This window comes from Spirillospora sp. NPDC049652, assembly GCF_040675125.1.
Taxonomy (GTDB): domain Bacteria; phylum Actinomycetota; class Actinomycetes; order Streptosporangiales; family Streptosporangiaceae; genus Spirillospora.
Map to the genome: position 1 here is coordinate 1 of NZ_JBFAOF010001372.1, position 1,473 is coordinate 1,473.

A 1,473-nucleotide genomic window follows, 5' to 3' on the forward strand; every position below is an offset into this window, starting at 1 on the left:
CGGCCGAGCACCGCCGGGGCGAGGCCGAGCAGCAGGCCCCCGGCCATGCCGATCGCGGTCGCGGCCAAGGTGAGCTCCAGGGTGAGCCGGGTCGCGACGACCACCCGCGCCGCCACGTCCCGGCCGAGGGCGTCGGTGCCGAACAGGTGTCCGCTCCCGCCGCCCTGGTCGATCGCGCCGGTGTCGACGCGGTTCGCCGCGTCCCCGGCGAGCGGCGGCCCGAGGACCGCGACGAGGGCCAGCACGGCGACGGCGGTCACGGTGGCCAGCCCGAGCGGCGTGCGCAGGGTGCGCAGCAGCCGGTGGCCGAACGTCTCCGACGACGGCCGGGCGACCGGTCCGGCCGGCGGACGCCCGGGCGGCCGGACGGCCGAAGGGCCGGCGAGGAGGGTGGGTGACTGCTTCGACGGCATCGTCAGCTCCCGCGGATCGTGGAACGGGGGTCGGCCAGGGCGACGGCGACGTCCACCGCGAACGTGATCAGCAGGGCCGCCGTCCCGTAGACCAGCACCACGCCCTGGACCAGCGGATAGTCCTTCTGCGTGATCGCCTGCACGATGGCGGTGCCGAGGCCGGGCCAGGCGAACACGTTCTCCACCAGCACCGTCCCGGTGATCAGGGAGGTGAACAGCAGGCCGCCGAGGGTGAGCGAGGCGGTCAGCAGGTTCGGCAGCGCGTGCCGCAGGTAGCGCAGCCGGGCGGGCAGCCGCTTGGCCCGCGCGGTGCGCATGTAGTCCTCGCCGAGCACCCGCAGCGCCTCCACCCGCACGATCCGGGCGAGCGCGGCGGCGGGGACGGCCGCCAGCGACAGGACCGGCAGGACGTACGACGACGCGCCTCCGCGCGAGGCCACCGGCAGCACCGGGACCGCCACCGCGAACACCGCCACCAGGCCGACCGCGAGCAGGAACTCCGGCACCGCGCCCAGGACGCCGGTGACGGTGGCGAAGCCGAGCTCGGTCCCGCGCCGCCGGCCCTCGCGGGTCAGCACGGCGGCGGCCATGCCCACCGGGATCGCGACGGCCAGGATCAGCGCGAACGCCGGGACGGCGATCTCCAGGCTCGCGGGCAGGCGGCTGGAGATGACCTGCGCGACCGGCACGTCGGTGCTGATCGAGTCGCCCAGGCGCAGGTGCGCCAGCCCGGACAGGAAGTTCCAGTACTGCTCGAGCAGCGGACGGTCCAGGCCGAGGGCGTGCCTGCGGTCGGCGACCAGCTGCGGGTCGGCGGTCGGGCCGAGCGCCGCGCGGACCGGGTCGCCCGGCACCAGGTGGATCATCGCGAAGGAGGCGGTGACCAGCACCAGCAGCGACACCGCCAGGCGTCCGGCCCGGCGGACCGCGAACGCGGCCCACGGATGCGTCTCCTCCAGCCGCCCGCCGAGGCCCCGCCCACCGAGGCCCCGCCCGGCGAAGCGCCGTCCGCCGGACCCAGTCCTGCCTGAGCCGCCCGACGCCGGCCGGCCGAGCCGCC

At 76.8% G+C, this 1,473-nt stretch carries 1 protein-coding gene and 1 pseudogene; both read right to left on the reverse strand.

The window, feature by feature from the left end; all coding sequences use genetic code 11:
- Window positions 1-413, reverse strand: a pseudogene (locus tag AB0J52_RS40315) (hypothetical protein); the annotation flags it as partial.
- 2 nt (window positions 414-415) lie between these two features.
- Window positions 416-1,473, reverse strand: a 1,058-nt coding sequence (locus AB0J52_RS40320; protein ID WP_500188469.1) for an ABC transporter permease, incomplete at its 5' end; no start/stop codon positions are given.